Raw genomic sequence first — 26,184 nt, 5'->3', positions numbered from 1 at the left:
AATGAGGTCACCGCCGCCATGCAGCAGGCGCTGCGCGACGAGCATCAGGCCGAGCAGAGCAAGCAGCAATCTCTGACTGCCAAGCAGCAGCTGGAGCAGCAAATTCGCAGCCTGAGTAGCGGTGTCGACGCTGATCCGCGCCTCATCGCCCTGTGCGAACAGCTGGGCGGCACCTTGCTGGCCGACGTGTACGACGACATAGCGGTAGACGACGCCCCCTATTACGAGGCGCTGTATGGCCCGGCCCGCAACGGCATAGTGGTGGCCGACCCTCAGGCGGCGCTGGAACAGTTGCAGGCGCTGGAGTCCTGCCCGGCGGATCTTTACCTGATCCAGGGCAACCCGGATGCCTTCGACGAAGACCTGTTGCACGCCACCGAGCTGGACGGCGCCATCTGGGTGAAAAACGGCGAACGCCAGCTGCGTTATTCCCGTTTTCCGACCGAGCCCATGTTTGGCCGCGCCGCCCGCGAGGCCAAAATAATGCAGCTGAGCGCCGAGCTGGAAACCGTCAGCGCCCGCTATGCGGAGTCCGCCTTCGCCCAGCAAAAGCACAGCCGTCTTTATCATCAGCTGAGTGAATTTGTTAGCCAGGGTCTGCAACTGGCCTTTGGCGACAACCCGGAAGCCGCGCTGGAAGAGCTGGCCGCCCAGCAGCATCAGCTGGAACAAGAGCTGACCACCATCGCCGGCCAGCGGGATCAGTGGCAGTCCCGCCGCAACCAGTTGCGCGAACAGCAGGCCTTGCTGCACAAGCTGTTGCCGTTGGCGGATTTGCTGGCCGACGAGGGCCAGGCCCAGCGTCTGGCCGCCGCCCGGGAAGAAATGGCCCAGCTGGACCTGGCCCGCGACTTTATGGCCGCCCACGGCCAGCGACTGGGTCGGTTGGCCGAGCAGGTACAGGTATTGCGCCAGGATCCCGCCGGATTCGACGCCCTGCAACAGCAGGTGGCCGAGGCCGAAGCCGAGCTGCGTGAGGCCCGCAACCGCACCTACACCCTGACCCAGCTGGTAGCCCGACTGCCGCACCTGGCCTATGCGGATGCCGAGCAATTGCTGGATCAGAGCTCGGCCATGAACGACAGCCTCAAGGCCAAGCTGGTGCAGGCGATCGATGCCCGCCGCAAAGCCGGTGCACGCGCCGAGCAGCTGAACGGTCGCCTGACCGATGCGCTGCAGGCCCGCACCGCCTTAGTGACCGGTCGGGATGCCAGAAGCCAGACCCTGAACGAATTCCGCGACGAGCTGAATGCCTTGGGCATCACGCTTGCGCCCGACATGGAAGACAAGGCCCGGGAGGCCAAGCGTTCCATCGAGAACGAGCTGGTGCACACCCGTGGCAAGCGCAGCCAGACCGAGGCCCAGCGCCAGGTGAGCAAGCGCGAAGTCGAATCTTTGAGTCAGCGTCTGGGCAAAGACGGCCAGGGCTATTTTGCCGCCCGCAAGGCGCTGGTGGCTCACAAGGCCAACTGGGCCAGGGTGGCGCGACTGGCACGGGACCACGATGTGGAGCGGCGTCTGGCCCGGCCGGAGCTTGCGTATCTGGATGCGGACGAGCTGCGTTCCATTTCCGACAAGGCGCTGGGCGCCCTGCGCATGGCGGTGGCCCACGACGAAGAGCTGCGCGATGCCCTGCGCCTGAGCGAGGGTAACCGCAACACACTGCAGAAGGTGCAGTTCTACATTCTGGTGTTCAGCCACCTCAAGGCGCGCATCCGGCACGACATCATCCGGGCCGACGATCCGGTGGAAGCGCTGGAAGAGATGGAAGTGGAGCTGGGCCGCCTGGCGGACGAGCTGCAACTGCGCGAGGGCCAGCTGTCGCTGTCTTCCGTGGAGGTGGCGGCCAAGATCAACACCATTATCCGCCGCGAGCAGAACCGCATTCGCCAGCTCAACCAGGGGCTGCAGAACATCAGCTTCGGTCTGGTGGCCGGGGTGCGGCTGAACGTGAACATTCGCGATACCTATGGCCGCCTGCTGGAAGCCCTGAGCGATCCGGAAGGCCGCCATCAGGACCTGTTCAGCAGCAAGGAACTGAGCTTCTCCGAGGCCATGGGCAAGCTGTTCCAGCGGCTGAATCCGCAGCTGGAGCAGGGGGATCGCAGCCCGCAGGTGCTGGGCCAGGCCTTGCTGGATTATCGCAACTATCTGGATCTGGACATAGAAGTGCAGCGTGGTGCCGACGGCTGGCTACGTGCCGAAAGCGGGGCGCTTTCTACCGGCGAGGCCATAGGTACCGGTCAGGCCATTCTGCTGATGGTGCTGCAGAGCTGGGAGGAAGAATCCCGTCATCTGCGCAACAAGGAGGTGAAACCCTGTCGCCTGTTGTTCCTGGACGAAGCGGCACGACTGGATGCTCGCTCCATCGCCACCCTGTTCGAGTTGTGCGAACGCCAGGACATGCAGCTGCTGATTGCCGCGCCCGAGAACATCAGCCCGGAAAAAGGCACCACCTACAAGCTGATCCGCAAGGTACACGGCAAGCAGGAACACGTACACGTAGTGGGCCTGCGCGGCTTCGCCGCCGAAGCGGTGGTGTAACGCCGAAGGGTTCCGCCAGCAATAGCTGGCGGAACATGAGCAATACTAAAGTGTTTTGCCGTAGGGTCCACTTCAGTGGACCTTCAACAAGGTGTTAAACAAGAAAACAAAGCCCCGCAACCGAAAGGCCGCGGGGCTTTTTAGATCTCGTCATCCCCAGGTAGACACCTTCACCTATGCCACGCGCCGAACAACTCCTCCCCCTTGGCAGCGGCCCAACAGGCATAACGGCGGTGTTACGCCAGGGGGAGGCGGGGTGGGGGTGTTGCTATCAGTCTTACCGTAGGGTCCACTTCAGTGGACCTTTATCGGCACCTTCAATAAACAAACAAGGCCCCACAACCGAAAGGCAGCGGGGCTTTTTGTATGTGGGCAACTCGGGCCTCGTCGGGCAAAGGGCCGGCTACACTGAGCCGAGCCCTTTATCCTCCTGCTAATCTCGGTGTGGGAGTATTTATCCTATGTCTGCACGGCAGTGGATTCAGAGGGCCGGCGGCAGTTGGTAATAGGGCTCGACATGGGAGCCCGCAAATACCTCTTCACCCGCTACTATGGTCTTCTCGACGGCCACATCCCGCAGCTTCAGGGGATCGATTGTCAGCGGATCTTCCGCCAGCACCACCATGTCGGCTACCTTACCCTCTTCAATTGAGCCGCGTTCATTTTCATCGAAGGTCAGGTAGGCAGGCCCCTGGGTATAGGCTCGGATGGCTTCCTCGACCTTGATGGCTTCTTCGGCGCCATAGACCTTGCCATCGTAGCCTATGCGGGTGGTGGCAGCCCAGATTCCGAGCAAAGGACCGTGGGGCAGACCATCAGAGCCGTAGGCTATCTTGATGCCGTGATCCAGCAGCGAGCGCTGGGGATTCTGTCTTTCCAGTCGTTCTCCGCTAACGGCGGCCAGCATAAAGGCGTTGTTGTAGTAGGTGTAGTTGGGCTGGGTATCGACAATGATATCCAGGTCGGCGATCTTGGCCAGGGTGGCTTCGGGGGGACGAATGGTCAGGTGATGCAGGTGATGGCGGTGGTCTTTCTTCGGACTTTCCTTGAGGATCCGCTCCAGTACTTCTACCGCCTGTACCGCGGCGGCATCACCTATGGTGTGGATACCCAGCTGCCAACCCAGTTCATGGGCACGCTTGCCGACTTTGTACAGGTTATCCTGAGGGATGACTGTGACACCATCGAAATGACCGTCGTGATTCTCCCAGGGGCCGTGTTCGTCAAAGCTGACCTGGCTGTCATAAGGTTCAATGGTCTTGAAATCGGGCACGGCAATGGCTCCATCCATGGCCATCTTGATGGCGCCCAGCTTCAGCCGCTGATCCCCGATGCCCGAGTGAAAGCCAAGGCCTTCTATTTCGGCCAGGCTGGTTTCAACATGGTCATAACCGGGAAACATGAAAATCTGTAGGGTTGCCCGGGGTAGCTCATCACCCCATCGGGCATAGACATCCTGGATCAGGCGCAGTTCGTTGGGCCGGACGCCGGCGACGTTGACACTGGTGACGCCCATGGGTGGAAACTTCTTCAGCTGGGCACGCAGGTTTTCCCGGGCTTGCTCATCACTGAGAGAGGGCTTGGGAATAACACCGAGGGCATAACTCCGGGCACCCATGGTCAGCACGCCCAGGGGCTCTCCCTGTTCATCGCGGACAATCAGGCCATCTTTTGGCTCGGGTGTGTCTTTACTCAGGCCGGCCTTGCCGATGGCTTGAGAGTTTAGTGTTAGCTTCAGTACGCCACAGGCCAGCATCACAGGGTGATCGGGGACGATGGCATCCAGCTCCCAGCGGTTGGGCATCTTCATATGACAGTAAGGGCGATTCATCACGCCCACCAGCCATTCACCTGCCGGCACTTTGGCAGCCTGTTCAGCTAACACCTCACCGAGTTGATCCGGGGTGGGAACATTAAAGGTGGCGCCAAACGGTCGGGCACCAGTACCCACATGAATATGGCCATCATAGAAGCCGGGCAGCAGGGTCTTGCCGTGCAGGTCGACCAGTTTGGTATCTGTTGAGGCCAGTGCCTGGATCTGACTGTTACTGCCGACCGCCATGATATGGCCGTTTTTTACCGCCACAGCCTCGGCAATCTCGAAGCTGTCATTGACGGTCACGACCTTGGCATTGTGATAGATGGTTTCGGCTGTGCCATCCTGGTTGGCGGTGGCGCCAAATGCCATCAGCGGTGCCATGAGCAGAGCCAGGCTGGAAACCTTGCGTAATGCGTTATCCATATCCATATGTTCCTCTTGTATACATCTGTTCATACTGGTTCAGCTGAGCAGGTAATTGACGATCAGTCATGGCCGATAAATCCCAAAGCTACCAATTGCTAACAAAAAGTTAACCATAAGTTAGCAATGTCGATATCAGATACGATGCGGATGAAAGGAAGTAGTGCCAGTGGTGAGGTGCCATTAGTGCCAGGTGAAGCCTCCCTCGTTCTGTGTGGGTGGTTTTATCTGGATGCAGGGTGAAACAGCTCGTCATCGCGATCAAGCTCGGTTCGGACATATTATCTGCATCGCGATGTATGGTGGGAATGCCGGAACGGCAGGAGCACTTTTCGTCCCTGAAACGGAAGGTCGGCCGAGCCACTCCCTTTATCCTCCTGCTAATCCCGGCGTGACCTGTAAACGGAATTAACCCCGAACATCGAACTGCTCCTCCCCCTTGGCAGCGGCCCAACAGGCATAACGGCGGTGTTACGCCAGGGGGAGGCGGGTGGGGGTGTTGCTGAAGGCCGGCACTGGCTCGCGGCATACGTCGAACAAAAAGGCAGCCCCACGGAATCATCCTTCACTCTTCCATTTTGCAATCTCAGCCCCTTATAATGCAAGGCTTCATTCGAGTTCAATTTAAGATCGGCGACAGCGCCTCACAAACAGGGAAGGGAGAGGCCAGATCGCCCGTAAGATCCGGGCGGTAGCGTGGCCAAAGCAAAAAACTGCTGTTTTATACCTTAGAAATCCCCTCATTTTAATAGCAGATCGCGCCATGTTAGCTGCATAAACTAAATATGCACTAACCCCGAAATCCGCTGAGTACCGCATTGAACCTGGGGTGGGGCCATTTTTCTAAGTTGTGCGGTAGTAACGATAGTTTGGTCATTTCTTGCTATGACGCCCTCAAACCCAGGCGTAGCGCGGCTCATATGAGGGGATGACTAAGGTTTTATACAGTATATTTTCGGATTCAAGAGCTCGGTGCGCACTATCAACAACGTATGCGCGTGTACAGCAAGCCAGGCCTTAAAAACGCTCATGATCTGAGCTGGTTAACGGCAGGGCTTTGTGGATAGTGCGCACGCGCCTGTTGATATCACGCATGCGTGTTTTTGCACATCACCTTATACGGCTGACGAGTAAGAATCATTTTACTATCATAAACTTATGGGTGAAAAGTGAGTTGGTGTGATGGAGAAATATGCGCATGCGCACTATTAAAATGTTATGGCAGGCCATAGCGTTGAAGGCACAATGGACTTTGGAATTAATAAATGATCCAGACTAAATACGGAACTTTTGACGGGGATTCATGGGAAGACCTGTGTCAACTGGTTTTCAAATCAAAGTAAGTAATCAAGCATAACTTATGTGGAAATCACTCCCAACTCCCTTGAGTAGAGTTGATACTTCATTTACTAACTTGTCTTTGCTCCAGGAAATCAAGCTGCGCCAGTGATATTTCGCCTGTTTCCATAAGATTTCGATCAGATTCAATTCAGGGCTGTATGGCGGTAGATAAAGCAGCACAAACAGGTATTCATACAGCCACTTATCGCGCATCGCTGGGTCAATAAAGTGATGAATGGATGCATTATCCATCACCACGATAGTGACTTTATCCTGACAGGATGATTGTGCCAATTTATCTAAAAATGGAACGACATGCTGCCGTTTCACCGAGTGCTCAAAAAGCTCAAAGTGTAACGCCCCAGTGGCATAATCCAGTGCGCCAATCACATTCACGCGTTTACGTCCGACGCTGGCATCAGCGAGATGCGTCACACCGAGAGGTGACCAGGCTCGCTGTACATTCGGTATACAGGAGAAGCCACTTTCATCGCAGTAGAAAAGCTCTATTTTTCTTGCCTTGGCCACCTCTCGATATCCCGCCAAGCGGCCTTTTGCTTCTTGGAAGGCGACTTCGTCTCTTTTTTTTCGAGACTGAGCCGAGTTCGTTTGAAAGAAAGCTTTCTGGCTCTCAGTCCAGCAGAAAGGCGATCCAAACTAAATGAAGGGGCATCAGGATAGAGGTCACGGACACGCGCAGCAATCTTGGCTAGCGTCAGTGGCTCAGCGCGAGCGATGTCTGCGGCAGCATCCAGCATGTCAGCCGTCAGCTTGGGAGGTCGGCCTCCTTTATGACCAGTCAAAATGCCAGCCAATCCCTTGGTTCGCCAGCCTTTTGTCCAGTTGTAAATCGGCTGATCGCTCATCCGAAACATCAGGGTAATCTGCACAACGGTAACGCCATCATTCAGTGCGAGTAGCGCCAGTGCTCTTCGCCTGAAGTCCGGGAAAGGATGATGCTTTGACATCTCTTCCAGAGTGATGACCTCTTCGGCTGTCAGCGGTTGTCCTAACAGGTTTCGTTTCATACAGCAGGCCCCACAAAATGGCATCTATGATGACAGTATAAATCCACTTAGGTTATGCCGTATTACTTATAAAGATCAACAATACCAAGAGATGGTTGCATCCCCTGGTGATTTCGGGATCGAAGGCTTTACGAAATTAGACGGCGTGGCATTTCAGTGTTATTGCCCCGATACCCACTACACTCAAAAAGAATTGTACGAAAAGCAGAGAGACAAAATAACTAAGGACCTTGAGAAGCTTCGAGCCTACGAAAATGAAATATCTCGTCGAATGGGTAATACGAAAATTAGGGAGTGGGTTTTCGTTACTCCGCTAATCACCGACAATAAATTGCTAAGTCATGCGCAAACGAAGCAAGTAGAGGTTGTCACATGGGGGCTCTCCATTATAGACCCTGAATTCAAAGTTATTCTGCAAGACGCTGATTATTTTGCTACGGAAATTAACGCAATACAAACAGCGAAAGGGAAAAAAATTACTCTTTTTTCCGCATTAGAATTAGAAAGCCAAGCAGAAGAACAAGAAGTCTCAGAATATGAAAAAAATATTAGCAAGAAGAATAAAGTTCGCTGTACATTCAATGGGGCTTTAGATGAAGAAAAGCATCTAAAATTGAATCGCATAACATCAAATAAATGGCTAAAAAATGATACATTCCTAAAAGAAATAGAGAAAAACGCTTCGGAAATCTACTTTCACGTGTTGAGAGCAATAAATCAGTACGAAAGTGAAGTAGAAGAGTTGTGTATAACTTGGCGCGGGGATGCTGAAGAATTGATATCTAAGGTTCGAGACGAATTAGCCCAAAGATTAAGTGAGGCAACACCTACTTTAGGAGAGGCTGAGATATACCGGATAGCTGATCAAATGACGTCAAAATGGATTGCATTGTGTCCGTTAGGTATTGAATGATGAGTAAACTTACATTTCACAGAAAGCCTATGCCTCTTATGGTTGAGCATAGGCCTATCTATAAAATTACTCAACTATTACTGGTATTATATCTCTCATCACGAGGAAAGAAGTCTAGCCTAATTCGACTACATTTATTCAGCTGGGTTTTGAAAGATGAGATAAGAAAGAAAATGTTGTTAGAGTCGGCGAACCAAAACCAAATTTTATTTGGGGTATGGGGGGTTGATCCAGCAGTCAATATATCACTTCAGTATGCTGAAGCTGAGGGGCTGATTAGTAAGTCTGGACTTTCATATAAGTTAACTCAAGATGGCGCCAAATACGTTTCAGAAATTGATAGTGAGATGGCTTTCAAAGATGATTACTTTTTTCTTCAGTCAATAGGTTCGAAAATAACTGAAGGCATGGTGGAAAATATTATTAAGGAATGGGAATGATTGGTTTGCACCTAGAGAAATTTAAAATAGTTCTCAATACGACCGGCGGTGAATACGGTTTTGAATGTGAATTTAAATCTGGATTAAATATTGTACGCGGCAATAATTCCTCTGGCAAAAGCACATTGGTTAATTCTCTTATCTATTCTCTTGGCATGGAGGAAATTCTTGGCGGGAAAGGTGAAAAGACCTTGCCTTATGCGTTGAAGAAATATGTTGAAAGTGAAAAGAAGGATAAGATAAGGATAGTATCATCTTATGTTTACTTACAGATCTCAAATAAAAATAGTGATGTTGTAACTTTAAAAAGAGCGATTAACTCTACTGATAAGGATACGAAACTAATCGAAGTTATACATGGGGACTATCTTTCGGGAAAAAATCGAGAATTTGATATATCTCCTAAGTATTTGCATGATAAAGGCTCAGCACAGAACGCTGAATCGGGGTATTTTACATTCCTTGAGAATTTCGTCGGTTTAAGTCTTCCTTTCGTTCCTGGTGCCAATGGTGGTGAGGTAAAACTCTATATTCAAACTATTTTTTCAGCTCTCCTAATTGAGCAAAAGAGAGGGTGGACTGATTACATAGCTAATACACCCTATTACGCTATCCGTGATGTGAGAACAAAAATCGTTGAATTTATTCTGGGGTTGGATGTTTTCGAAAACGAAAGACTCAAATCCACTTTGATGTCAGACTTGACTAATATTCAATCAAAATGGTCGGAGGAGAAGGTTAAAATTGGATTGCTGGAAGAGGACCAGTCTATCAATGTGATAGGTATTAAACGCACAGCAGACGATATGTTTGACCCACAACTAGTCAGAATTACGAAGCAAGTTGGAGATGCTACCTTTGCGCTAAGTAATTACATTGTTGAATTGATAAGAAAAATTGAGGCTATTGACGAGGCTGAGAATAAAACAAGAGATGATGTTTCTATCGATTTGATAGAGGCATATGAGAGTTCAAAAGCAGAATTAGACCAGCTAGTTTCTATGCTTGATTCCGCTAATGCGGAGATTCGGCTTTCCAAATCAAGGCTGAATGAGTATTTATCACTTAGATCAGAAATAGAAAAAGACTTAGAAAAAAACAAGATTGCTAAAAAACTCAAAAATTTTGGTGCCGAGAGTGGTTTGAGCCTTGCGCTTGATAGTTGTCCGGCTTGTCATCAACACGTAGATGACTCCTTGTTTTTAGCAGATACCCTTATACAACCGATGAGTATTGACGAAAATGTAAGGTACCTCGATAGTCAGAAAAAGATGGTATCTAGGTATATTTTAGGGTTAGAAAAAACAATTACAAAATTAGAGTCTCAAGCTCGTGAATATTCAGAAAATGTTTCTGATAAGCGTGCAGTATGCTTGAGTTTTAAAAAGCAGATACGATTATCTGGCAATGCAGAAGAGGCTGACTTAAGAGTTAAACTACAACTTGAGCTTAAAGTAGAAAGCCTCTTAAAAGCAGAAAGGATCATAAACAGTTCGGTCAATAATCTAGTAAATTTCAGCAATGAGTTTCGGAATATTAAGGCCAAGTTAGCAGGATTGCCGGAACGAAAATCATCTGCTGAGGATGTCAAGAAATATAATAAATTTCAGAATCATTTCCGAAGCTATGCGAGCCTTTTTGGCTATAAGAGTGCGCCAACTTCAGATATAGAAATAAATAGAGACACATTATTTCCATATTTGGCAGGGCTGGAATTGAGAGAAGTAAATACGGATATAAAATCTGATTCTTCAGCAAGTGACTTTGTGAGGCTCATCTGGGCTTACTTACTAGCAGTATATTCGGCTTCAGAAGAGTTAGGCGGGAATCACCCTGGATTAGTTCTTTTGGATGAGCCAGGTCAGCATTCTATGGGGGTCACAAGTGTAAATGCACTTTTAACGAATATCTCTAAACAGCGAAATATTCAAGGTATTGTGGCTGCATCTTTTGATGAGAGTGATGAAGTATTTGATGAGTCTGTGCTCGGAGTAAATCATCACTTAATAGAGTGCGGCTACAAGCTTTTGAAACCTGTGAGTCAAATGCCATAACAAGCGCCTGCAACCTGACCTTCGGCCACTGTCACCTTCTGTGCAAAAAGCCGCACAAAAGGCGAAAGTAGCCTCCGGCAGTTGAGGCGGGCGTTATGTTCTAGGGTAAGCATTTGAAAGTTTTAAGCATCATCTTTGTTTTAGCTTTACTTGTTCCAATCTTCCTATATACGAATCAATTTGGGTTCGGCCTATGGGATGATCATGCTAAGTGGGCTGAAATGGGAAGCTTCTTTGGTGGAATATTAGGGCCGATAGTTACTGTTATTTCTATTGGTTTTATTTACATTCAACTCAAAGCTCATCAAAAGCAGCAGCAATATACTCTCGACACATTAAAATTACAGAAAATTGAATCAGATATTTCATTTTTTTCAGCAGTAGTTAAGTCGGAGCTGAGTCGAAAAATATCAACAATGGATAACAAAACTCTAAATAGTATACTAAGCAATCATGCCGCAGTATTTTGCTCTGTTCACACTCATTGTCAGGGTAGCGAAGACCCTGATTTAATCGTTAAAGAGTTTGGCCGGCGATCATTTGATTTCTTGATTTGCTACGAAAGTCTTTTTTCATCATGGCGTGCTATCAATGCTCAACTGCATTCATTAAAAGCTCTTGATGAAGCTTTATCTATGGAAAACTACAAATCACAACTTGCGCGTGTATTCACCACATTAGATAGTTATATTTGCTCACATTTGGATACAATCTCAATGACGTTAGATAACGGGTTTAATCCACATTTTCGACCTTCATTCGAGGATTCTCGTGCAGAGGTTCAGGAGTCAATGGGTAAGCGAACATAACAAACGCATTAAAAACGACGCCAAACACTCCAGTTGCTTTGTGTTTCCGCTTCGCTCTAACTTACAACAAAGCAACTTCCGTATTCGGCTCGTTTTATGCGGGCGTTATGCATCAACGCGTGGCTGCCAAACCGGCGGCCACGCCAGGTATGGCGTTAGTACTTATTCCACGCCGTAGATGTCGTAGGGGAAGTAGTTGCTGGCAATCTGCTGATGAATGCCTTTTTCGCGCAGCGCCAGAATGCCCTTGTTCAGCAGCTCGGCCAGTGAAGTATCCTGCTTGCGCACGGCAATGCCGATGCCTCTGCCGAACCATTTTTCTTCGGTGAAGGAAGGGCCGGAAAAGTGAAAGTCTTTGCCGCCGGGCTGATCCAGCAGGCCGCTCTGCAGGCCGATGGCACCGCCAAAGACGGTATCTATTCGCCCGGAGCGCAAATCCATAAAGGCTTCATCGAAAGTGCCATAGCGGGCCACATCAACATCCGGATGCTGGGCGGCAAGGTACTTGTCGCCGATGGTGGCGCGCTGCACGCCAACCTTGAGACCGTCCATGCCTTCGTTGCTGAATTCAATTTCCCGCTCTGCCTTGGTGACGAAACGGGTTGGCACTCTTGCATAGGGAATGGTGAACAACACGCTCTTTTCACGCTCGGGCGTGATGGTCATGGCGGCGATAATGGCGTCGTTTTTACGCGACAGCAGGGCAGGGATGATGCCGTCCCAGTCCTGGGCGCGAATGGTGCAGGTTACCTGTAATTCCTCACACAACGCACGGGCCAGATCCACTTCAAATCCTTTCAGCTCGCCGTCGGTGGTGGTATAGCTGAACGGCGGATAGGCACCCTCGACACTGAATTTAATTTCCTTCCAGTCCTTGGCCACGGCACTACCGGCGGCGGTTAAGGCCATGCCCAACAGCGCGACGTTCAAAACATTCTTTCCCATCATTTACTCCTTGTGTGGGATATCCCTGATCATGGCTTTAGCGCCATCGAATCTAACGTCAGAAGACAGTAATTCCACAGCAAGAGAGGTGTCAAGTGGAAACTTCTGTAATCAGACGCCGATCTCGATATTATCTGTTTCTTGGTGATTATTGCGGTTCTGTTATTGGCTGCGGCATCAGCTAACGTCCGCGAGTGGCGGGCTGGGTGTTTTTGATGATGATGCAGGAGCAAGGGCATGCCGACTTTGCTGACTGTACTTCTTCATGGCCCACAGCACCCCTGATACCAGCAATACAATGGCAACTGCCTCTACAGGTCTGGGTAGCCTACTGCCATAAACAAAGCCATACAGCAGCGCGAACACCGGTTCGAATACGAAAACCTGCCCTGTCAAAGACAGGGGCAAGCGCCGCGAAGCGCTATTCCAGAACATATTGGCAATCAGTGACCCACCTACACCCACGGCAAGGCTGACGACCCAAAACAGGTGCCAGTCTTTGCCATCGAATACAGCGCCAGCAGGTTCGAAGGGCGAGCGAGTCAACCACAAGACCGCCGCTAGCCCCAGGGCCCAGATACCCGCACTGACTCCCGTTAGATAACACCAAAGCCCGCTCGATATCTCGGTTTTACGTTTCAATGCCCGAGCATTCAATACGGTAAACAGGCTCCAGCTGGCAAGTGCACCAAAGGCCAGTAACAGACCTGCCAGTGAGTCGCCAATCGGCTGAGACTGCTGCCCTGCGGTGCTCAATACGTCAACATTGATGAACAGAATTCCGATCACAATCAATAACAGCGGCCCGGCAAGGGCCGTGAGTGGCAGAGTGTCTTGATCGGACCTTCCCAGCAGTGTCACCACCACAGGTGCCATGCCCACCACCACAGGTGCCATGCCCACCACCAGTGATGCCGGACCAATACCCACCTGCTGAATAGAGGCCGCCAGCAAGGCGAAAAAGAATACATTTCCGAATGCGCCCAGCAATAACAGCAGGCCAACATCCGAGAGCGATAATTTGCGCCAAATCCACCGACACGATGGCGCAAGCAGCACAAGCGATGCCGCGCCATAAATCAGAAAACGGCCGGTGGCGATCTCTAATGCCGAGAACGAGGACAACACCAGCGGGCTAAGAAACACCAACCCCCAGCAGGCACCCGCCGCCGCACCGAATAACACTCCTGTACGATTCATCAACAACCTCTGAGACAACAAACATCGAGTCACGCACTCTAGAGCAGTGAGCGCGGTGCCAGTAGAGATAAATTCGACTTGAGCCATGCCATCACGGCATGGCTGTTATTTCTGGGTGGGTTGACGCACAATGCTCTTCAGAATTGTTCCCGAACCAGACGCCAGGAGCTATGAACAAACTGAAACGGCTACCGCCCATTCATTCAATTTCCGCCTTCGAGTCCGTTGCCCGGCTTGGGAGTTTTACCGCTGCTGCTGACGAACTCAATGTGGGGCAAAGCGCAGTCAGCAAGCAGATAAAAACACTGGAAGAACACACTAAAACATTATTATTTACCCGCCATGCTCGCGGCGTAGAGCTGACTGCGGCGGGAATGGAGCTGCTGAATGCGGTGCAGCCGGCGCTGTTCCAGTTATCGGCCGGTATCGAGCGAGTGCGCCAGCATCACGACACCAATATCGTGACTGTTATCGCGACCCATGCGGTTGCCCACTACTGGCTTTTTCCTCGCGTGATAGCGTTCAATCGGGTTCATCCCGAGATTACCGTCAGTATTCGATCCGACAATGCCATCAATGCCTCAAAGGTGACGGAGTACGACTTCGGCATACTTTATGGCGGGGGCCACTGGCCTCTGCTCGAAACGGCTCCTCTGTTTATGGAGTCCGTGTATCCGGTATGTCATCCAGATCTGCAACTGCAAGCGCCGCAACAGCCGGGTGATCTGACTCGCCTGAATTTAATCGACCTGGATTCTACCGAATGGGACTGTATTGGCTGGAGTGAATGGTTCGGAAGTTTTGGAGTTGAATACCAACCAACCCAGGACTCGCTGACTTTTAATCAGGTTACTCTTGCTTACGAAGCCGCACGGCAAGGTCTTGGCATCGCACTTGGCTGGCACTTTATGGTGAAAGATGATCTCCGCTCTGGCACACTGAAACGAGTTGGCTCGTTTAGCTATGAATCTGGCCGGCAGGACTATCTGGCTCATCGTGCGCATTCGCCCCTTAAACGCGCTGCGCAGGTGTTCAGAACATGGCTTCTTGCCTCATTATGAAGCCGGGCCATGACGCAACAGGAGTTATTATCGCGGGTTAAGTTCCATGTGAAGAAGACAGGTTTTATCTATCGAGCTGTCCGGATGTCAAAATTGATGGAGACAACGACGGTATTCCCAGTGAAAGTCAGTTATGTGGTGGTTGGTAGCGATGACGCTGTTACCAAAAGCGTCCGGCGGACGCCCTCAGAGGCTGTTCAAATAGTGAACTCCGATGTGGCAGTCTTGGATGGTGTTTTGTAGACGGCAGGAGCATTCTTCCGTGCAGGAATCTTTGCACTTATTATAAGTATTATATTTAATCGATGAGATATATATGGAATTTAGTACCTGGTTGCTTTATGTAAGTATTATTAGCATTTTAATATTCAGTCCGGGGCCTTCGGCTTTGTTGTGTGTATCTGATGGCTTGAAGTTTGGTAATAAAAGAACGATCCCAACCATTTTGGGAGGGGCGGTTGCAGCTCTCGTGTTGATGACAATTTCAGCAGTTGGCCTTGGCGCTATTTTAGTCACATCCGAAACGCTCTTTTTTATTATCAAGATTGTTGGAGCACTCTATCTTATTTATCTAGGCTGGAGTTCCTGGAAGGACGACGCTATAAAAGTAGAGGTTAATGCACCGAGTGAAAATAAATCAGTCAATTACTCATGGACTTTGCTATTAAGGAAAGGATTTTTGGTTGGCATTAGTAACCCCAAGGACTTGTTGTTCTTTATCGCGTTATTCCCTGGCTTCATGAATGCTGATTTACCACAGGTTGAACAATATATGGTACTTGCGTGCACCTGGTTTGTTATAGACTGCACCTCTATGTTCATGTATGCAGGCCTTGGCTCAAAAATAAGCCCGTTTCTGTCTAAATCACGTAATCTGAATATAGTTAACCGCACCGTAGGTAGCGTGTTTATTTTTCTGGGTGGTGCATTGGCGATCTCAGCCGGTGCCAGTAGAGATATGTCATAAATCGATCCAGCCGGCTATGTAGTTCCCCCGTTTAAGTAGACACCTCAGTCGAACCGAAGGCGAGGTGAAAGATGTCAGCCAGCGTGATGAAATAATCAGCAGTGATTGGGTGTTTTTTCTTCTGAATGATTGAGTAACACAAGAAGTTCGCCGGAATCTGCTCGATAAGTCAGGTAACTCCCGTTAACATATTCCCCAAATCATTTTAAAGAAGAAAGAGCCAATGTCATTACCTCCATGCCCCAAATGCCATTCCGAATACGTATACCAGGATCAGGACCATCTGGTCTGCCCCGAGTGTGCTCATGAATGGAATCCGTCGGTAGCCGCAGCCGACGACGAGGCGCTTACCGCCAAGGATGCCAACGGCACTCTGCTGCAGGACGGTGACAAGATTACCCTGGCCAAGGATCTTAAGGTCAAAGGCAGCTCTCTGGTGCTGAAGATTGGTACCAAGGCGCTGATCAGACGTATCGTGGAAGGCAAGGATCACGAGCTGGACTGCAAGGTAGACGGTGCCGGTGAAATGATGGTGACGGCCAAGTTTGTGAAAAAAGCCTGAGGCAGCAGTTTGTCGTTGTCACCTTCTATCACAGGATACTGTGATGGTCTTTGAAGTAAAATCACCAATGGTGCCAGGACTAAGGCTCCGGAGGCACCAGCCTGCTGCCGTTTACCCAAAACCGCAATCAATTCTCTCTTCTACCGCTAAAATCCTGTATAATTTGCCCTCGAATTTTTTGACTGTAGCTACTCTACAGAGGATCTCTCATGCAATTTTCATCTTTAGATTTGGCCCCGGATCTGCAACGTGCTCTTGTTGCATGTGGCTACAGTGCTATGACTCCCGTACAAACCCAGGCCATAGTGCCCGCGCGTCGCGGTAAAGACCTGCAGGTCACCGCGCAAACCGGCACGGGTAAAACCGCCGCCTTCGCCGTTCCTGTCTTGCAGCGCATGCTGGATAAGCCCAAAGAAGCCGTCGCACGCCGTCCGCGTACCTTGATCCTGACGCCAACCCGTGAACTGGCGGAGCAATTGGCCGATGCTATCGGTGCTTATGCGCAGTTTTTGCCGGTCAGTGTGACGGCGCTCTACGGTGGCGTTAAAATGGGCGGTCAGGCCAATAAATTAAAAGCGGGCGTTGATATCGTGATCAGCACCCCCGGCCGTTTGCTGGAGCACATGACCCTGGGTAACGTAACCTTAAGCGACGTCGAGTTTGTGGTGCTGGATGAAGCTGACCGTATGCTGGATATGGGCTTTATCAATGATGTGCTGAAGTTGATGCAGCTGACCGCAAAGACACGCCAAACCTTGCTGTTTTCTGCCACCACGTCACCCGCGGTCAATGAGCTGTCACATAAAATTCTGAATAATCATCAGCAAATCCGTGTGACCAAAATCAACAGTACGGCCGATACCGTAAGGCATGCGGTGTATCCGGTAGAAGAAAGCCGCAAAATCGAACTGTTTGAACAGCTGCTGAAAGAGAAAAACTGGTTTCAGGTGTTGGTGTTTACCAGCACCAAGGAGCAGGCCGACCGTCTGTTGGCCGGGCTCAAGAAGAGTAAAATTGAAGCGGCCGTGTGTCATGGCGATAAAAGCCAAGGGTCGAGACGTCGTGCCATTGCCGATTTCAAGTCTGCCAAAATACAGGTGTTGATCGCCACTGAAGTGGCTGCCCGGGGTCTGGATATTCAGGGTCTGGATTATGTGGTGAACTTCAACCTGCCCTATTTGGCAGAAGACTACGTGCATCGCATCGGTCGCACGGGTCGGGCAGGGGCCTTGGGTACTGCCATTTCATTTGTCAGTCGCGAAGAAGAGCAAACCCTGGAGCGCATTCAAAAGCTGATTGGCACCGAGGTTAAGCGCATCGTCAAGCCGGGCTTTGAAGTCACCAGTCGTGGTTCGCTGTTAAAGAGTATTTCGCAGAAGGTGTTGTCGGGGCGTTCAAACAGAGCCAGTGAAACCATTATTGAACTGGAAGGTTCAAACAACGGCCAGCATAAAGGTAAGCCACGCCGCGCCAGATCGGGCGGTGAATCGGGTGTCGAATCGGGTAACAAGGCCACGGCGAAACCTGCACGCCTGAAAAAGACGAATGCTGAAAATACCAAGGGACCGAAGAAAAAAATCTTGCGCGGCAAGCGCGCCGAGAAATATTCCCGTTAAGTACCTCTAATCAAAACCGAGGTCGGTGCCGCCGGGCGAGATCACTCGCGGGCGGCACTGGTTATCAATACGGAGAATGTTGAATGCCTGCTCTCGGCCCGTCGACTCACACCATTGTTGATGATTTTGTGGCGCCGGTCTGTGCCGAGCCAGTGGTGATTCTGTATCAGGATGACGACATCCTGTTGATCCATAAACCCAGTGGCCTGCTCAGCTTGTCGGGTAAAAATCCGCTCAATTGGGATTCGGTTCACTACCGTCTGGTACACGGTCAGGCAGGGGTGACGCCGGCCTTTCCGGAGGCAAAGTTGCCGCATCGGCTGGATTTTGGTACTTCGGGCATCATGGTGGTGGGGCTGAATGCAGCCTCGTCGCAGCATCTCAACAAGCAGTTTCAGGCGCGCACCATTCAAAAGCGGTATCTCGCCCTGCTGGAAGGGTGGATTGCCGACGATCGGGGGCAGATTACCGCGCCCATCGCGAAAGATAAAAATCATTTTCCTCGGGTAAAAATCTGCTACACCACAGGCAAGGCAGCCATCAGTGAATACAGTGTGTTACACCGGCTGGAGCAACCGCGCCGCAGCCTGGTGCAATACACTCCTCATACGGGGCGTACCCATCAGTTACGAGTCCATAGTCTGGAAATAGGCCACCCTATCCTTGGGTGTGATCTATATAACAGCGCTCAGAGTGAACAAATGGCCGATCGTTTGCTGTTACACGCCAGTGATTTATATTTCGAGCATCCTGCCAGCGGCGAACCATTCCATGGGCAGTGTCCCTGTCCGTTCTGAATAATGACGGGCTCTGTTTGAGGGATAAATGTAAGGCCTGAACCCATGACTCTGAATAAAAGCCCCGGACCATTATGTCCGAGGCTTTTTTTTATCTGGCGTTCAGAAAAACGGCCACTTCGAGCAGGATGAATTCGTTATCGGCGGCGGCAATGGCCATAAGATCGATACGGCCCTGCCGGTGACGATGGCATGACGGCGAAAACCGGCAATAAAAAGGAGGAAAGGGCGTAATGCACTTAAAATAAAAATGATTTAATAACCATCAACGTCGAGAGGGATTTGACCATGAGCATGATGAAAGAATTCAAGACCTTCGCGGTGAAGGGGAATGTGGTTGATATGGCGGTGGATATCATTATCGGTGCGGCCTTCGGTAAAATCGTGACTGCCCTGGTTTCCGGGGTGATCATGCCGCCGATAGGGTTGATGCTGGGCGGCGCCAAAGGCACCGCCCAAGCCTACTGCGGAAGAGGTACTACTGACGGAAATACGCGACTTGTTGAAGTCCAGATCCTGATGTGAACGTGGGAGGTACGTGATGAAGAGTATGCTCGCCCATTTTATTGGTGTGGTGCTTCTGGCCGGATGCGTTTCGGTCACGGGCATATCGCCAGATTATCCCGCCGGTTGGCCGCCAGTGTCTTCCACTTCGCATGATGTATGCCCTGACCTGTCGGGACGGTATCAGAACCTCGCCATTTACTCGTTTCTACCGATGTACGGGGCTAACTCGCTGGCGTTCAGGCTGGGTGGAGAGACAAGAGACACGGACACTGTGGTTCTTGCTTATTCTTCCGATACGCTGCGAGTCGAAACCCTCAGCGGCAAGGTGATTGTCGGTGAAAAACGGCTTTCGAAAGACAACGGCGATTTTTCCTGTGCCGAAGGGGCTTTCGTTTTACCCATTATGGTTGACCAGGATGCGGACGGAACTGGCGGCTACCGAGCCGAGCGTCGCCTCTACTTGAGGCGCGCCCGAGGGGGCGCTTTAATTGGCGAACAACGCTCTTCAGGTGTTGGTGCAATGTTTTGGTTAGTACCAATCGGGGGCTGGCAAACATTCTGGTTTCAGTGGCATCAGGCAAAATAAAGACTTACCCGTCGTTAGAGTGGGCACCGGGCCATGCCAGGCGCCGTTCCATTCGATGTTGGATGGATCCCGAATTAGCAACGCTTACAGGCTGACATTATGGAATTTACCGAAGTCATATCCATCGCGGGATACGCCATCGAGGCGGTCGGGGTACTGGTAGTGGTTGTCGGATCTATGCTTTCCTCTTTTGTGTTTATCCGTTCGTTTCGGCAATTGCCCGAGGGTATTGCCTACCGCACATACCGCAGGCAACTGGGGCGATCCATTATTCTGGGCCTGGAGTTTCTGATTGCCGGCGACATTATCCGCACTGTCATTGTGGCGGATACCCTGGAGAATGTGGCCGTGCTGGGCATGATCATCTTGATACGTACCTTTCTTGGCCTGACGCTTCATCTTGAAGTGGAAGGAAGATGGCCCTGGCAACCGGACGAGAACGACACCCCTTAACCTGGTGCGCCTGATGAGCTGGCAGTCTCGAATTTCTTGAAAAGAAACATGTCGGCAATTTTTTACTGATCCCGCCGCCCTTAAACTAAACCCAAAAAAAGCCCCGGACCATGATGTCCGGGGCCTCTTTATCTGGCTTTTACGAAACCGTTCTCGTCGGTTACTTGAACAGCATGGTGTACAGGGTATACAGGCTCATCGCTGCCATCATGATGGTGATCAGCCAGCCAAACACTGACATCCAGACCGGGTGTTTGTAGTCACCGATGATGGATTTTCTTGTCGCGGCAATCAACATTATGCCGAGGGTAACAGGCAAAATGAAACCGTTCAGCGCACCGGCAATAATCAGTAGCGCAATGGGTTTTCCGATGAAACAGAAGATGACTGTTGAGGTGACAATAAAGCCGATAATGCAGGCCCGGGAGTATTTTTCAATCAAGGGATGCAATGTCTTGAGAAACGACACCGACGTATAAGCCGCACCGATAACCGAGGTGATTGCCGCCGCCCACAGTACCAGACCAAAGAGTTTGTAGCCGACATTACCTGCAGCATGCTGGAACATGGACGCAGGCGGATTGCTTGGATCCAGGGTTACGCCCTGGCTGATCACGCCAAGCGCTGCCAGAAACAGCATTACTCGAACCAGAGACGCCAGGCTTATCGCCGAAATTGAACCGCGGTTCACTTGCGGCAAGGCTTCCTGGCCGGTAACACCGGCATCAATCAGGCGGTGGGCGCCGGCAAAGGTGATATAGCCGCCAACGGTGCCGCCAACCAGGGTGATAATGGCGATTACGTTTACCTCTTCTGGCCATACGGCACGGTACAGTGCTTCACCGACGGGGGGCTCGGTTGAAAGCAGTACGTACAGGGTCATGGCTATCAGTGCACCGCCCATAACGATGGTGAAGCGGTCCATTATCTTGCCGGCGTCTTTCAGCAGGAAGATGGTCACGGCGATAACTGCACTGATCGCGGCACCGACTACCGGCGACAGGGAAGGGAATAACACGTTCATTCCCATACCTGCACCACCGACGTTACCGATATTGAACGCCAGACCACCAAGGGCGACGGCACCGGCGATGGCAAAACCCAGGCCCGGTAAAAGATCATTCGCAATGTCTTGAGCCCGTTTTTTCGCCACAACAATCACTCGCCAGATGTTCAGCTGCGCGCCGATATCCAGCAGGATAGAAACCAGGATGACGAAGGCAAAACTGGCCCCAAGAGTCTGGGTAAAAACGGTAGTCTGGGTCAAAAAGCCCGGGCCGACAGCGGAGGTCGCCATCAAAAAGGCGGCCCCCATAATGAGCGACCAGTTAAATCCGGTGCGGGGGGAGGACGATGTGGACGCTGATAGTCCACTCGCCGGTGATATCATTTTTTCTGACGCCATGTTTCTACTCCTGTATGTAAAAGCCCTTATCCACTGGGCAACTTATTGCTTGTTTATTGGGGGCATGTTGCTGTTTTTGGCGGTGTTCCCTGAAGGGGCATGGGGTATCCGCGCTGATTTAATGTGTGACCAGGCATTAATTAGCCGGGCCTGTTGTTTTTATTCAGGATTTTCTCGGCATGTTTTTTCCCTATGTATCCCTGAAAAAAGTGTTGTTCGATCACTCGCTCGGCTTCTGCCTGATAGAGCTCTTTCTCGATAAACCGCACCGTAGCACCAGGCTGACATTGAGCAAGGGTGCTCAGATCCCGTGCGGTAACGCAGCCTATTTTCGGATAACCGCCAATGGTCTGGCGATCCCGCATCAGGATGATGGGCTGACCATCAGCCGGGATCTGGATCGCGCCCAAGGCGATGCCTTCCGAGATAAGGCTGCTGGTCTGGCATTGAATTGCAGCGCCTGACAGGCGGTAACCCATTCGGTCCATCTGCGGCGTGACGGTATATTCACTGCTGAAAAAGCGCTCGCGTTCTGCTTTGTCGAACCTGTCATACTGGTAGCCCGGGATCACACTCAAGATGATGTCCTGTCCGTATTCGGGTATGAACTGCAGTGGCACCTGACGTGTTGGTATGGGCGAGGTGACGTTATAACGCAGCAGATCCTGAGCCGCTAATTTGTCACCCTGACCGCCTGCGCCACCCAGACTATCGCGCATAACGGTGGCACAGCTGCCGAGTATATCTGTTACCTTGAACCCGTCCTTGACGGCCAGATAAGTACGGATACCGCGACGAGCACCGTTTAGTGACAGTTGATCACCGGCTCGAATACGCAGGCTGTGCCACACGGTAACCGTCTGGCCATTCAAGGTCGCATTCATGTCTGCCCCGGTCAGGGCGATAGTGGTATCGGCATGGAACTGGCAGCTGAATTGCCCGATCGCAATTTCAATCTGCGGGGCATTAAGCGGGTTGCCCAGCAGCCGGTTTGCCCATAAAAAGGCGTGTTCATCCATAGGGCCGCCCGGGCTGACACCAATATGCTGATGACCATGGCGACCTAAATCCTGTATCAGGCTCAGTGGACCGGGTGTTAAAATACGTAACGTCATGCGACCTCCCGTACTGGCATAGTGGCAGCTGCGTCGGATACTCGGGCGTACTCATCGGTTTCAATGACACCGCCCAGCGCTAAAAACTCTTCTCGGGAAATTGGATTGAATTTTACCCTGGCGCCCATCTCGAACATGGTCAGGTTGTCGCGCTCGAAGTCGATAAGATCCACCGGCGTACGGCCAATGATCTGCCAGCCACCGGGTGAGGACTTGGGATAAATGGCGGTTTGCTGATCGGCCAGGGCCAGGCTGCCTTTGGGCACCTTGGCTCTTGGGGTCTGTTTGCGTGGAATTTGAATGCGCGAATCGGTGTTACCAAGATAGGCAAAACCCGGCGCAAAACCGATGGCATAAACGCGGTAAACCGTGCTGGCATGGATCTCGATTATCTGCTTGAAATCCAGGCCGGTATGCCGGCTGATTTCTTCGGCATCCAGTGAGACTTCGGGCCCGTAATAGACCGGCAGCTCAATCATGGGGCTCAGGCCCGCCTGATGCTGCATCTGTTCGGCGTGTGCCAGCACCCGCTTGAGCATTCGGCTGAAATCCCGCAGGCCAATAGCAATCAGATCAAAGGTCACCAGAATAGAGGTGTACGAAGGAATAATATCAATGAGATATTGACCGAGTTCCGCTCTTAACAGGGGACATATCGCCGCTATGTTATCGGCTGTTTCCGGACTGGTGCGATCGGCAAAATAGACCATCACCGTATTTTCATTGACTGGGGTAATTCTCATTGATTACCTCCGGCTTTACCGGCTGCCGCTTTGTCACCAAAAGCACTTCTTGGTAGCAGTTCACGCAACAGTGTTGCCGTTGGCAGTGCTTGTGGACCATCACCATGAATGCACAGGGTGTCGGCATGCACGAAAATGGTTTGACCATCGAGCGTGGTGATGGTGCCTTCTTCGATCATCTGACGGGCTTGCTGGCGGATTTGCTCCAGCTCGTGATGGCTTGAACCGGGTACATTGCGCGGAACCAGACGACCATCCTGATCATAGGCTCGATCAACAAAGGCTTCGAACCACAAGGTAATGCCATGTTCATTAGCCAGTGCCTGATATTTTTGATGATTGGGCACCGCCATCACGACCAGAGGCAAGGTTGGGTCAACACGTTTCAGTGCTTCAAGCAGGGTAATGAAGACTTCATCGTCTTTCATCATGGTGTTGTACAGTGCGCCGTGTGGCTTAACGTAATCGAGCGGGACTGACTCGCTCGTGCAAATGGCAGCCAGCGCGCCAATCTGGTAGATGAACAGGGCAGCCAGTTCATCCTTGCTCATGGCGATATTACGGCGGCCAAAGCCTTGCAAGTCTGCGTAGCCAGGGTGAGCACCGATACTCACCCGATGCTGTTTTGCCAGTCGGACTGTGTTCAGCATGACGGTGGGGTCGGAGGCATGCATACCGCACGCTATGTTGGCCATGTCCAGATAAGGCATGACTTGTTCATCACTGCCCATTTGCCAGATACCGTAACTTTCCCCCATATCACAATTGATTTTCATGACGTCTCCTCCGGGTTTACAACACTGACAGCGCATTGTTCAGTAAGTCGGTAATCAGCATCTTGCCCGGTGCGTGGGTGATGCAGACTGGCGGTTTGCTCTGACGGATGACGTTCTGGGGGGTTACGCCGCACGCCCAGAAAACCGGTACTTCACCTTCTTGAATATCGACGGCCTCACCATAGTCTGGTGAGTGGATATCGCTGATCCCGATAGCATCCGGAAAGCCAAAGTGAACGGGCGCCCCGTGTGCTTTCGGGTAACGGCTGGTGATTTGAATGGCACGAATGGCATCTTTAGGCGTGAACGGGCGCATGGATACCACCATGTTGCCCGAAAAGCGCCCCGCAGGCTGGCAGGCAATTTGGGTGTCATACATGGACACGTTACGCCCTTGCTCGATGTTCCGGACGGTAAGGCCAGACTGCATAAGCGCTTCTTCGAACGAGAAAGAACAACCCAGTACGAAGATCACCAGATCATCGCGCCAGTGTTCGCTCAGGTCAGACACGGAGGTTTCGAATCTGCCGTCATAGAACACCTGGTATTCCGGTACATCGCGACTGATATCTATGTCGGTACCGAGTTCGGCAAGGAAGGGGCTACCTGGCTCGGTTACGCCGAGCAGTGGACAGGCGACCGGGTTCTTCTGGCAAAACAGCAGAAAATCATTGGCCCAGTCGGCCGGTAGCATGACCAGGTTGGCTTGCAGATAGCCTGGCGCCAGCCCGCTGGTGGAGCCGGTATAGGCATTGGTGCGAATTTTTTCGCGAAGGGCAGACAGGGTAAGCTGTTCGACAGATGGCTGTTCACCGGAGGTTAACATCACACCACTCCTTGGCAATTACTGAGTTAATAATTGGTAACAATACGGCTTCCTGAGATAATGTCTATTCGTGATTTTATAGCTTATCCGATAAAAAAAATTTATCTCGAAGTCTTTTATCCTGTATTTTCTTGTTTCATATAGGGATCTACCACACAAGGAGGCGTGGGCATGTTGAATTTCAAGCAGTTGGAAACGTTTATATGGATTGCAAACCTGGGCAGTTTTCGTAAAGCGGCAGAGCACTTGTGTACCACACAGCCAGCGATTTCGACACGGATAGCCAATCTGGAGCAAGCATTGAACACGACGTTGTTTTATCGCGAAGGGGGAGTGGTGTCGCTTACGGCAAAGGGGCGGGAACTGCTGCCGTTGGCGGAAAAAATCCTCGCCAATACCGAGCAGCTGCAATATAAAGCGGATGCCTCCAAGGCGCTATCCGGAGTGGTGCGTATCGGGGTGTCTGAAACGCTGGTGCATACCTGGCTGCCGGATTATCTGAAGCTGATTCATCAGCAATTGCCGAATGTAGAGGTAGAGCTGATTGTCGATGCCACTGTGAATCTGCGCAAAGAGTTGCTGGCTCGAAATGTCGATATCGCGCTGTTGATGGGGCCGATTTCCGAGCCTTCGGTGATTAATCGGGTGATTTGTGAGTATCCGCTCTGTTGGGTCGCCCGCCGAGACTTGCTTAACGAGGGTAAAGCGCAGCAGGAGGACTTCGCTCAATGGCCAATCATCACCTATGCCCGCAATACGGCACCCTATCATGAGATTTCCCGGCATTTTAAGCAGCGGGAAGGTCTGGCGGTGTGTTTTTATTCTGCCAGTTCGCTTTCTGCCAGTGTTCGACTGGTAGAAAACGGTGTCGGGATCGCGTCACTCCCCAGAGAGGTCATAGGCGAACAGCTGGACAGTGGCAGATTGGTGCTGCTGGAGGCCGATTGGCAGCCCAGCCCACTGCGATTTACGGTCTCGTATATTAATGCGCCTGCCAGCTTGTTAATTGAGCAGGCGGTCAAACTGGTGATTGAGGCGCGAGATAATTATGAGGCTACAGAGTGTACAGACTGAATGTTACGTTGGTTTAACCCGCCAGTTTGGCCAGGTTGGTAGAAAGCCCCAGTAGTGCGCCGCCAAACAACAGGCACAGCAGCGGGACCAGCCAGGCCTTGTGATGGTCAGCGACTCGGGTTATCGAGCTTGTCATGGAGTTTTTATGCCTCCGGCGTGAACCGTCTGATGGATATATCG

Annotated in this window: 24 protein-coding genes and 1 pseudogene; 14 read left to right on the top strand and 11 right to left on the bottom strand. The window is 51.4% G+C overall.

What is annotated here, in order from left to right:
• A partial coding sequence (gene mukB, locus UN63_RS02860) for a chromosome partition protein MukB (protein WP_104485276.1) occupies nt 1-2,544 on the top strand: 2,544 nt, incomplete at its 5' end.
• Between the two features lie 481 nt (nt 2,545-3,025).
• Here the strand turns inward: mukB and UN63_RS02855 are convergent.
• The 3 genes from UN63_RS02855 to UN63_RS02845 all read right to left on the bottom strand — a co-directional run bounded on the left by UN63_RS02855 (nt 3,026) and on the right by UN63_RS02845 (nt 7,155).
• Nucleotides 3,026-4,786, bottom strand: a complete 1,761-nt coding sequence (locus UN63_RS02855; protein ID WP_181068157.1) for an amidohydrolase — start codon at nt 4,784-4,786, stop codon at nt 3,026-3,028.
• Nucleotides 4,787-6,133: 1,347 nt separating this feature from the next.
• Nucleotides 6,134-6,673, bottom strand: coding sequence for an IS630 family transposase (locus UN63_RS02850; RefSeq protein WP_104485260.1), 540 nt, complete (start codon nt 6,671-6,673; stop codon nt 6,134-6,136).
• Entirely contained in the window at nt 6,634-7,155 is a 522-nt protein-coding gene (locus UN63_RS02845) for a helix-turn-helix domain-containing protein (protein WP_181068156.1), read from the bottom strand. Before UN63_RS02845 ends, UN63_RS02850 begins: the two co-directional genes overlap by 40 nt.
• 91 nt (nt 7,156-7,246) lie before the next feature.
• Here UN63_RS02845 and UN63_RS02840 point away from each other — a divergent pair, with 91 nt between their 5' ends.
• The 4 genes from UN63_RS02840 to UN63_RS16910 all read left to right on the top strand — a co-directional run bounded on the left by UN63_RS02840 (nt 7,247) and on the right by UN63_RS16910 (nt 11,371).
• Nucleotides 7,247-8,068 (top strand): hypothetical protein, encoded by an 822-nt coding sequence (locus UN63_RS02840; protein WP_219821053.1) that lies wholly within the window; start codon nt 7,247-7,249, stop codon nt 8,066-8,068.
• Nucleotides 8,065-8,508: a hypothetical protein gene (locus UN63_RS02835; protein ID WP_104485258.1), complete on the top strand. Its 444-nt coding sequence runs from the start codon at nt 8,065-8,067 to the stop codon at nt 8,506-8,508. Before UN63_RS02840 ends, UN63_RS02835 begins: the two co-directional genes overlap by 4 nt.
• A complete protein-coding gene (locus UN63_RS02830) occupies nt 8,505-10,562 on the top strand; it encodes an AAA family ATPase (RefSeq protein WP_181068155.1) in 2,058 nt (685 codons plus the stop codon). Before UN63_RS02835 ends, UN63_RS02830 begins: the two co-directional genes overlap by 4 nt.
• A 113-nt stretch (nt 10,563-10,675) precedes the next feature.
• Complete coding sequence (locus tag UN63_RS16910; RefSeq protein ID WP_146084706.1) at nt 10,676-11,371, top strand: hypothetical protein; 696 nt, start codon at nt 10,676-10,678, stop codon at nt 11,369-11,371.
• Nucleotides 11,372-11,533: 162 nt separating this feature from the next.
• Here the strand turns inward: UN63_RS16910 and UN63_RS02825 are convergent, their stop codons facing one another.
• The gene (locus UN63_RS02825; protein ID WP_104485256.1) at nt 11,534-12,316 is read right to left on the bottom strand and encodes a transporter substrate-binding domain-containing protein; all 783 of its coding nucleotides are present in this window, start codon (nt 12,314-12,316) and stop codon (nt 11,534-11,536) included.
• Between the two features lie 177 nt (nt 12,317-12,493).
• A complete protein-coding gene (locus UN63_RS02820) occupies nt 12,494-13,516 on the bottom strand; it encodes a DMT family transporter (RefSeq protein WP_181068154.1) in 1,023 nt (340 codons plus the stop codon).
• Nucleotides 13,517-13,686: 170 nt separating this feature from the next.
• On the opposite strand from UN63_RS02820, the gene UN63_RS02815 reads away from it, so the two are divergent.
• The 8 genes and pseudogenes from UN63_RS02815 to UN63_RS02775 all read left to right on the top strand — a co-directional run bounded on the left by UN63_RS02815 (nt 13,687) and on the right by UN63_RS02775 (nt 20,065).
• Nucleotides 13,687-14,577 (top strand): LysR substrate-binding domain-containing protein, encoded by an 891-nt coding sequence (locus tag UN63_RS02815; protein WP_104485254.1) that lies wholly within the window; start codon nt 13,687-13,689, stop codon nt 14,575-14,577.
• Nucleotides 14,578-14,893: 316 nt separating this feature from the next.
• Nucleotides 14,894-15,544 (top strand): LysE family translocator, encoded by a 651-nt coding sequence (locus UN63_RS02805; protein ID WP_104485253.1) that lies wholly within the window; start codon nt 14,894-14,896, stop codon nt 15,542-15,544.
• 223 nt (nt 15,545-15,767) lie between these two features.
• Nucleotides 15,768-16,106 (top strand): zinc ribbon domain-containing protein YjdM, encoded by a 339-nt coding sequence (locus UN63_RS02800; protein WP_104485252.1) that lies wholly within the window; start codon nt 15,768-15,770, stop codon nt 16,104-16,106.
• 209 nt (nt 16,107-16,315) lie between these two features.
• Nucleotides 16,316-17,722 (top strand): DEAD/DEAH box helicase, encoded by a 1,407-nt coding sequence (locus tag UN63_RS02795; protein ID WP_104485251.1) that lies wholly within the window; start codon nt 16,316-16,318, stop codon nt 17,720-17,722.
• Nucleotides 17,723-17,805: 83 nt separating this feature from the next.
• Nucleotides 17,806-18,519, top strand: a complete 714-nt coding sequence (locus UN63_RS02790) for an RluA family pseudouridine synthase (protein ID WP_104485250.1) — start codon at nt 17,806-17,808, stop codon at nt 18,517-18,519.
• A gap of 288 nt (nt 18,520-18,807) precedes the next feature.
• A pseudogene (locus UN63_RS02785) lies at nt 18,808-18,960 on the top strand (MscL family protein); the annotation flags it as partial.
• Nucleotides 18,961-19,060: 100 nt separating this feature from the next.
• Nucleotides 19,061-19,612, top strand: a complete 552-nt coding sequence (locus UN63_RS02780; protein WP_104485249.1) for a hypothetical protein — start codon at nt 19,061-19,063, stop codon at nt 19,610-19,612.
• 99 nt (nt 19,613-19,711) lie between these two features.
• Complete coding sequence (locus UN63_RS02775; protein ID WP_104485248.1) at nt 19,712-20,065, top strand: DUF1622 domain-containing protein; 354 nt, start codon at nt 19,712-19,714, stop codon at nt 20,063-20,065.
• A gap of 160 nt (nt 20,066-20,225) precedes the next feature.
• Here UN63_RS02775 and UN63_RS02770 read toward each other — a convergent pair whose 3' ends face one another.
• From UN63_RS02770 to UN63_RS02750, 5 genes are all read right to left on the bottom strand, one after another.
• Nucleotides 20,226-21,362: an NRAMP family divalent metal transporter gene (locus UN63_RS02770; RefSeq protein ID WP_229793455.1), complete on the bottom strand. Its 1,137-nt coding sequence runs from the start codon at nt 21,360-21,362 to the stop codon at nt 20,226-20,228.
• 248 nt (nt 21,363-21,610) lie between these two features.
• A complete protein-coding gene (locus tag UN63_RS02765; protein ID WP_104485246.1) occupies nt 21,611-22,585 on the bottom strand; it encodes a 5-oxoprolinase subunit C family protein in 975 nt (324 codons plus the stop codon).
• Nucleotides 22,582-23,328, bottom strand: coding sequence for a 5-oxoprolinase subunit PxpB (gene pxpB / locus UN63_RS02760; RefSeq protein ID WP_104485245.1), 747 nt, complete (start codon nt 23,326-23,328; stop codon nt 22,582-22,584). The genes UN63_RS02765 and pxpB overlap by 4 nt, the downstream gene beginning before the upstream one ends.
• A complete protein-coding gene (locus UN63_RS02755) occupies nt 23,325-24,104 on the bottom strand; it encodes a 5-oxoprolinase subunit PxpA (RefSeq protein ID WP_104485244.1) in 780 nt (259 codons plus the stop codon). The genes pxpB and UN63_RS02755 overlap by 4 nt, the downstream gene beginning before the upstream one ends.
• Before the next feature lie 16 nt (nt 24,105-24,120).
• The gene (locus tag UN63_RS02750; RefSeq protein WP_104485243.1) at nt 24,121-24,930 is read right to left on the bottom strand and encodes a putative hydro-lyase; all 810 of its coding nucleotides are present in this window, start codon (nt 24,928-24,930) and stop codon (nt 24,121-24,123) included.
• Between the two features lie 171 nt (nt 24,931-25,101).
• On the opposite strand from UN63_RS02750, the gene UN63_RS02745 reads away from it, so the two are divergent.
• A complete protein-coding gene (locus UN63_RS02745; RefSeq protein ID WP_104485242.1) occupies nt 25,102-26,004 on the top strand; it encodes a LysR family transcriptional regulator in 903 nt (300 codons plus the stop codon).
• Nucleotides 26,005-26,017: 13 nt separating this feature from the next.
• Here the strand turns inward: UN63_RS02745 and UN63_RS17380 are convergent, their stop codons facing one another.
• Entirely contained in the window at nt 26,018-26,140 is a 123-nt protein-coding gene (locus tag UN63_RS17380; RefSeq protein WP_268244978.1) for a hypothetical protein, read from the bottom strand.
• Between the last annotated feature and the right edge of the window lie 44 nt (nt 26,141-26,184).

Source organism: Oceanisphaera arctica (assembly GCF_002936955.1).
GTDB lineage: Bacteria > Pseudomonadota > Gammaproteobacteria > Enterobacterales > Aeromonadaceae > Oceanimonas > Oceanimonas arctica.
This window is presented reverse-complemented; position numbering and strand designations above follow the sequence as displayed.

Bases quoted from the DNA above. Each gene is read 5' to 3' on its own strand.
- UN63_RS02855 (WP_181068157.1), bottom strand. From the start codon at position 4,786: ATGGATAACGCATTACGCAAGGTTTCCAGCCTGGCTCTGCTCATGGCA.
- UN63_RS02845 (WP_181068156.1), bottom strand. From the start codon at position 7,155: ATGAAACGAAACCTGTTAGGACAACCGCTGACAGCCGAAGAGGTCATC.
- UN63_RS02840 (WP_219821053.1), top strand. From the start codon at position 7,247: ATGGTTGCATCCCCTGGTGATTTCGGGATCGAAGGCTTTACGAAATTA.
- UN63_RS02835 (WP_104485258.1), top strand. From the start codon at position 8,065: ATGATGAGTAAACTTACATTTCACAGAAAGCCTATGCCTCTTATGGTT.
- UN63_RS02830 (WP_181068155.1), top strand. From the start codon at position 8,505: ATGATTGGTTTGCACCTAGAGAAATTTAAAATAGTTCTCAATACGACC.
- UN63_RS02825 (WP_104485256.1), bottom strand. From the start codon at position 12,316: ATGGGAAAGAATGTTTTGAACGTCGCGCTGTTGGGCATGGCCTTAACC.
- UN63_RS02820 (WP_181068154.1), bottom strand. From the start codon at position 13,516: ATGAATCGTACAGGAGTGTTATTCGGTGCGGCGGCGGGTGCCTGCTGG.
- UN63_RS02815 (WP_104485254.1), top strand. From the start codon at position 13,687: ATGAACAAACTGAAACGGCTACCGCCCATTCATTCAATTTCCGCCTTC.
- UN63_RS02805 (WP_104485253.1), top strand. From the start codon at position 14,894: ATGGAATTTAGTACCTGGTTGCTTTATGTAAGTATTATTAGCATTTTA.
- UN63_RS02800 (WP_104485252.1), top strand. From the start codon at position 15,768: ATGTCATTACCTCCATGCCCCAAATGCCATTCCGAATACGTATACCAG.
- UN63_RS02795 (WP_104485251.1), top strand. From the start codon at position 16,316: ATGCAATTTTCATCTTTAGATTTGGCCCCGGATCTGCAACGTGCTCTT.
- UN63_RS02790 (WP_104485250.1), top strand. From the start codon at position 17,806: ATGCCTGCTCTCGGCCCGTCGACTCACACCATTGTTGATGATTTTGTG.
- UN63_RS02780 (WP_104485249.1), top strand. From the start codon at position 19,061: ATGAAGAGTATGCTCGCCCATTTTATTGGTGTGGTGCTTCTGGCCGGA.
- UN63_RS02775 (WP_104485248.1), top strand. From the start codon at position 19,712: ATGGAATTTACCGAAGTCATATCCATCGCGGGATACGCCATCGAGGCG.
- UN63_RS02770 (WP_229793455.1), bottom strand. From the start codon at position 21,362: ATGGCGACCTCCGCTGTCGGCCCGGGCTTTTTGACCCAGACTACCGTT.
- UN63_RS02765 (WP_104485246.1), bottom strand. From the start codon at position 22,585: ATGACGTTACGTATTTTAACACCCGGTCCACTGAGCCTGATACAGGAT.
- pxpB (WP_104485245.1), bottom strand. From the start codon at position 23,328: ATGAGAATTACCCCAGTCAATGAAAATACGGTGATGGTCTATTTTGCC.
- UN63_RS02755 (WP_104485244.1), bottom strand. From the start codon at position 24,104: ATGAAAATCAATTGTGATATGGGGGAAAGTTACGGTATCTGGCAAATG.
- UN63_RS02750 (WP_104485243.1), bottom strand. From the start codon at position 24,930: ATGTTAACCTCCGGTGAACAGCCATCTGTCGAACAGCTTACCCTGTCT.
- UN63_RS02745 (WP_104485242.1), top strand. From the start codon at position 25,102: ATGTTGAATTTCAAGCAGTTGGAAACGTTTATATGGATTGCAAACCTG.
- UN63_RS17380 (WP_268244978.1), bottom strand. From the start codon at position 26,140: ATGACAAGCTCGATAACCCGAGTCGCTGACCATCACAAGGCCTGGCTG.